Below are 6000 nucleotides of genomic sequence, written 5' to 3'. Positions count from 1 at the left end.
CCTTAAGACGCTTTCCCCTGAAATAATTGATCGTACGGTAATCCGGTGTACTGTTGCCCGAAAGCCACATGAAATGGATGTTCTCGTGCAGGGCGCGCTCGATCTTGCGGCAAGAATAGATATTGCTCAGATACGCGTAGAACAGTACCTTAATGAGCATCCTGGGATGGAAACTGGTCGTTCCCCCTCCTTTATACTGACGGATGATATGTTCCAGATCCAACTGGTCAACAACCTGGCTCACCAACCGAACAGGATGGTTCAAGGGGATACGGTCTAAAATATTCTCAGGAAAAAGACTAGGACTATTGGATGGAAGCGCTTTGAATTGTATGTTTGCCATATTGTTTTTTGGGTGCACCTTAAGATACAAAATCTTGAGGACAAAAAACAGAAAAACCCCGCCATTTTTTAATGACGGGGTTCTCTTTTAAGAGACCTTTTTAGACAGCCCCATCACATCACACTATTTATTGAACCCAGGAAGGTCCTATTGAAGTCTATAATGGGTATAGACTGAATATTCCACTTTTTTATAAACACATAGTTAATAAAAGTTTTTCGAACATCTCTGCCCTCTTCCCGATTCTTGACCCAAATTTCCAATTTTGATATTTAAGAACAATAGTATCCAATATGAATATTCTTTCAACTATATCACAACATCCAAGGAAACCGTAAACATGTCCTTATAGAAAACAGAAAATCAAAAATTTCTTGGGATTTATTCCAAAAATCATTCCTGCAGTAATCTTTTGCTATCTGGAACAATTAATACCCTCTTAGGAAAGGTGCGAGTGAATCGAAATCCTGAATTTTTCATTTTGAATATTAAAAGGACCAAAACTGGAAGTTCAGATTCTTGAACGGTCGACTTGCCATCAATGCACGACTTTATTGGACCATCTGATCCCATCCATAGCTATGCAAAATGTGTCCAGAGTTTTAATGGGATAAACAACGATGTTGAAAGGACAAAACATGTTATTAGGATACTTCCATCAACCAACTTAAGCAATTGGGCTATTTAGGCGACATGTGCATATTCCGAGATTGATATGTGGGGTAAGGGAAACATAAATGATGTTTACCCTGAAATAACACGTTCCTAGGTAAGAAATTAATTAAGTTCCCTCTATTTCAAGGATAAAGTAACCCCAGCGTTGAGAATAATCCGTAAGTACCCCCTGAAGTTCACTCAATTTCCTCGTATCATGGACATGATCTAAACCTGGTATGCAAACCTATTATCTATACAATTAAACAAAAGACTAATCTGTCAGTTGCAACTAAAGATTGGACTCTTCAAATAGGGTCTGCGGCTTGTCACCAGGTAACCATTTCAAACGAAAAAGTGGACTTATGGAAAAACAGGATGCAATTGTTGAGGTACTTTTCAAAAAAAAACTCAATCAAATAAACCCTTATCCTCATTACCCAGAAATTTAAACGTTTCTAACATCTGGCTGGCACAAGATGTTAAATAAAGCAAAATTACATTCAATTTATGCGTTTTATTGTTAAATGTTGTCTATTTTGGGATTATAAAATCATGTACTATGAAATGTCCAAATTGTAATGAAATTTTATTAATCGCAGAAAGGAATCGTGTGGAAATAGATTACTGTCCCAATTGCAGAGGAATCTGGCTGGATAAAGGTGAACTGGATAAACTACTCGATTATGCTGCAAACCATGATAACTTTCCCCAGTCGCAACAGACCGTTGACAGAAACCAAACCATCGACCAAAGGGAGGATAAATATTACAGAAAAGATGAAGATCATTGGCAGGGACAGCATCGAGATGATTATGGAAAACAAAGATATCCAAAAAAGAAAAAATCATTCCTATCCGAATTTTTCGATTTTGATTGATAGTGAATGGTTTGACTCGATAAAATAAGCGAGAGGTTAAAATGGAAGCGTTATATATGTTTAAATGTTAGCACTGTTTATTGATCCTAATCATCCTCGACTTTTGATTTTAATCTGATGGAGAATCTTTTTAACCAGCAATTCAAGGGCGAGGGATTACCGACAGAGACCTTTGACATCCGTGAACTGTTAGGTTATTGCACCAAGATCCTCGAAATAAAAGCGATGGCCAAAGGCCAGAGAATAATCCTAAAAGCAGACCATATAATTTTCATCCCGGCCCAAAATGAACAACTGTGGAGGGTATTCAGCAATCTTATAACCAATGCCATAAAATTCGCTCCACATGGGGCACAAATGGAAGTCACAGCTATCAAACAGGTATCGAAAGTCTTAGTGAGCGTAAGGATAGTGGGCCAGGAATCCCTTCACAAATATCAGGGACGATCTTTGATTTGTACAACAAGTGTAACCCCTGTACTGACGGGGAGGAATCCTTCGGAATGGGCCTGGTTATCTGCAGATGGATAGTAGAGGCCCACGGAGGTAAGATATGGTACGAGAACAATTTTGATAAGGGCGCTAATTTTTATGTCGAGCTACCCAGCACCGATAAATAACGGTAATGCTGTCCAAATCTAAACCCTTATTTCCAGCCTGGTCCCTGATGAAAAGCGGGGATTCTGATCTACTACCTTATCCTCCTGTTTGCATTGCTACTGATGAACATCTTATTTTTATCCTCCGAAATTATGGCCACGAATCGTTCATAATGCTTCAGGATATCTGCGATCAGTTCGTCCTTGGTAAATAACCTCACGTCATAACCCTGCCTTGCATCACCAAAATAGGCCAGAGGAAAGTAGGCTTGCCCATCTTCCATATCCGAGAGGTTTTCCTCCTTCTGGAAATATTCCGGAAAATCCTTAGTCTCACTCCGTACACCATAGATGAAATTGTTCACCAAATCATACCGGATCTCGATTTCAATGAAATTTGGCTCTTTGCCCTGATTTATATTAGCCTCGATCCCATTCTTGATAAATTCGTTACGGAGTTCATGTATCGCATTTCCGGCAATATCCCTCATATAGGAATCAATATCATTCTGGGAATCAACTTTCACTATCTGCCTTAACCGGTCCTTCCATAATTTTCCGGACCATGGAACGGTAGATACCGAAAACTCCTGCTCATAATATTTTTTGTCTATCGACAGGGCCTTTACAAGGCAGGCTATCATGACTAGAATGATGATCGAAAAGGGAAGTGCCGTGATCAGGGTCATGCTCTGTAGGGCTTCCAATCCTCCTGCATTCAATAAGAATAGGGCCAAAACGGCCAATAACACTCCCCATCCGGCTATCTGCCATTTCGGCGAAACCTTGGCATTCTTGGTAGCAATGCTGTTCATGACGAACATCCCCGAATCTGCTGAGGTCACAAAGAATATCATGATGATCGCTATAACCATAAAACTAATGACCTTGGTAAACGGTAGATATTCCAGAAACCTGAACATCAGGGCATCTGGATCGTTTGCCAATGCGCTCAGGGCACCTCCAGAAACATGGTTATCCAGCCAGATGGCACTGTTGCCGAAAACGGACATCCACATAAAATTGAATATGGTCGGAAGGATCAGTACGGCTGCAATAAACTCCCTAATAGTCCTTCCTTTTGATATCTTCGCAATGAAGAGGCCCACAAAAGGAGACCATGAAATCCACCATGCCCAATACAGGATCGTCCAATTGTAGAACCATGGTAAGGATGCATCCTCATAAACATGGGTATTGAAGGTCAGGTTGAAGAAATTATTGATGTAGTTCCCCAATCCTTCTGTAAAACTACCTATCAGATAGACGGTCGGTCCAAGAAAAAGAACGAACAACATCAGCAAAATAACCACTGCGATATTGAGGTTGCTCAGGATCCTTACGCCCTTATCCACTCCGGTGGTCGCTGAAAAAACTGAGATCGAGACCAGGATAAACACAATAAAAGCCTGGTAGACGAAGCCGGTCTCATGAACTACACCAAGTATGTGCAAACCAGAATTTATCTGGACTACACCGAAACCCAAAGTGGTGGTTATTCCAAAAAAGGTGCTGCAAAGGGCGAATACATCGATGGTGTTCCCCCAGCGGCCCTGTATCCTGTCCTTAAGAATCGGATAGAGGCAGCTCCTCAGCGAGAGGGGAAGTTTATATCTATAGGCAAAATAGGAAAGTGCCAGCCCTACCAAGCCATATATCGCCCAGGCGTGGATGCCCCAATGGAAAAAAGTGTACAGTTGTGCATTCTTAGCACTATTGACATAACTGCTGTTGGCAAAGATCTCATTGGAATAGTGCTGCATAGGTTCGGCAACACTAAAATACATCAATCCTATACCCATACCGGCTGCGAAGAGCATAGAAATCCAGGAAAAGAAGGAATAGTCCGGAGAACTGTCGTTTCGCCCCAATTTGATCTCTCCGTACTTACTGAACATCAGGAATAGCAGGAACAGAACAAAGACAGTTACTGCCCAGACATATACCCAATTCAGGTTCACGAAAATAAAGTTCTTTACCACACCCAGGACCGTGCTAACCCTCCCTGGGAATATCGCTGAAGCCAAACACACGGCAAGGATAAATATCAAACTTGGTAGAGTGACTCCGCTATTAAGTGATGAATTGATTTTTCTAGATTTTGACATGGGTTCGAATCGATGGTTCAAATCAAGAGTATTCCTGGATAAGGAACACCTCATTCTTCTATAACAGTTATCCGAACAATAGGTTTTGGAAATTTCCATTCTAGGTTGACACTTTTGTGGAATGGTGGGGGAGGGACAAATATAAACAGGTCCCCAAATATCATGCTTGCCCTTATTACGGTGTATTCCGAAGCATGATGGAGTTTCAAATATCTGGACCATATACCTTGGCATCTGATAAATAACCTTATTGTTAGATTGCAAGAAACACTTCCCCTATCATTTCTTGTAGGACCTGTTTTACCTTACGGGACCAGCTTTAAAAAAATGTTTTCTTCGGGATTAAAAAAGAAAAAAATAAGGATATGGAAAAAGATAGTCGGCTACATACCGATAAAAGAATGGATAATGTACAACATGATGCGACAGGATTAATTTTAGTGTCGGAGGGTGCAGTGTACTAACAAATACTAACCAGTCCCATAGGTAAAAAACCCGTTAGTCCGTGGATAAAACCAGAATAATCACGTATTAAGCACGAGAAGAAGACCCTTATTTGGCATTCGCTTTGATTTACATCTGATATACAACCTTTTGTTTGATGAGACTGGTTATTTTAACGCGAGGTTTGATATCCAGTCTTATCAATACTACCCAACAGTTCGAATTGTCATTCAGGATATAACAGTTTTTTACAAAATAGTTTTAACCATGAACAATGATTTTATAATAAAAGAAGTGCTGGTTCATTCGCAGACTCTATTGTAGTACGCCAAAAGGTTTACCAAGGATGAAACTGATGCTCAAGATCTTTTGCAGAACACCCTGATGAGGGTCCTGAGATATCATAAAAATTATTCAAGAGGATCTAATCTTCTAGGCTGGGTATATACAATAATGAGAAGTTGTTTTTTGAACGATTGCAGGAAACAGAATTTAATGAATAATTTTATAAAAAACGCTAATCCTGAAAATGATCCCGAACTAAGATTAACAAACAACAAAAGTGAAAACAGATTTTTCATGGAGGATTTTCAAAAGGTTATGGAAACGGTTCCAGAAAAGTTCCTTACTCCTTTCCTCATGCATTTTGAAGGATTTAGGTATTATGAGATAGCCGAACATCTGAATGTGCCTGAAGGGACTGTAAAAACCCGGATCCGTACCGCAAGGAAACTACTAAAAATGAACCTCTCGAGCTATGGTGATTTAAAGGCATAATTGATATAAGATCCATATCTGTCAAGCTGTTGAACCTTTTGACAAATAAGGCCTTTTTTGTCGAAGATGACCTACAAATCGTTACTTAATGGAAACGGACAAAAAATAAACCCACCTTCAAATGATGGTGGGTTTGATTGAAAGTAAATTGTAATGTTTGTAACCAAATCAAATTTATCATTTTATATTATAGAA

Annotated in this window: 5 protein-coding genes and 1 pseudogene; 4 read left to right on the top strand and 2 right to left on the bottom strand. The window is 39.7% G+C overall.

All coding sequences use genetic code 11. The features are described 5' to 3' along the window. On the bottom strand, positions 1-343 hold a 343-nt coding region (locus CRJ00_RS03055; RefSeq protein ID WP_144038087.1), incomplete at its 3' end, for a transposase. Between the two features lie 1216 nt (positions 344-1559). On the opposite strand from CRJ00_RS03055, the gene CRJ00_RS03045 reads away from it, so the two are divergent. From CRJ00_RS03045 to CRJ00_RS19325, 3 genes are all read left to right on the top strand, one after another. Next, positions 1560-1877 carry a TFIIB-type zinc ribbon-containing protein gene (locus CRJ00_RS03045; protein ID WP_099365412.1) on the top strand — a complete coding sequence of 106 codons (318 nt, stop codon included), beginning with the start codon at positions 1560-1562 and terminating at the stop codon, positions 1875-1877. A 117-nt stretch (positions 1878-1994) separates the two neighbouring features. Beyond that, entirely contained in the window at positions 1995-2408 is a 414-nt protein-coding gene (locus CRJ00_RS19115; RefSeq protein ID WP_257213674.1) for a hypothetical protein, read from the top strand. Beyond that, complete coding sequence (locus CRJ00_RS19325; protein ID WP_367575540.1) at positions 2333-2497, top strand: ATP-binding protein; 165 nt, start codon at positions 2333-2335, stop codon at positions 2495-2497. The genes CRJ00_RS19115 and CRJ00_RS19325 overlap by 76 nt, the downstream gene beginning before the upstream one ends. A 71-nt stretch (positions 2498-2568) precedes the next feature. On the opposite strand, the gene CRJ00_RS03035 is transcribed toward CRJ00_RS19325, so the two are convergent. Beyond that, positions 2569-4584: a BCCT family transporter gene (locus CRJ00_RS03035; protein WP_099365410.1), complete on the bottom strand. Its 2016-nt coding sequence runs from the start codon at positions 4582-4584 to the stop codon at positions 2569-2571. A 780-nt stretch (positions 4585-5364) separates the two neighbouring features. Here CRJ00_RS03035 and CRJ00_RS03030 point away from each other — a divergent pair. After that, positions 5365-5805, top strand: a pseudogene (locus CRJ00_RS03030) (RNA polymerase sigma factor); the annotation flags it as partial. Positions 5806-6000: the final 195 nt, after the last annotated feature.

Source organism: Sphingobacterium sp. 1.A.4, from assembly GCF_002734245.1.
Lineage (GTDB): Bacteria > Bacteroidota > Bacteroidia > Sphingobacteriales > Sphingobacteriaceae > Sphingobacterium > Sphingobacterium tenebrionis.
The sequence above is the reverse complement of the archived record's forward strand: the minus strand, read 5'-3'. Positions and strand labels throughout refer to the sequence as shown.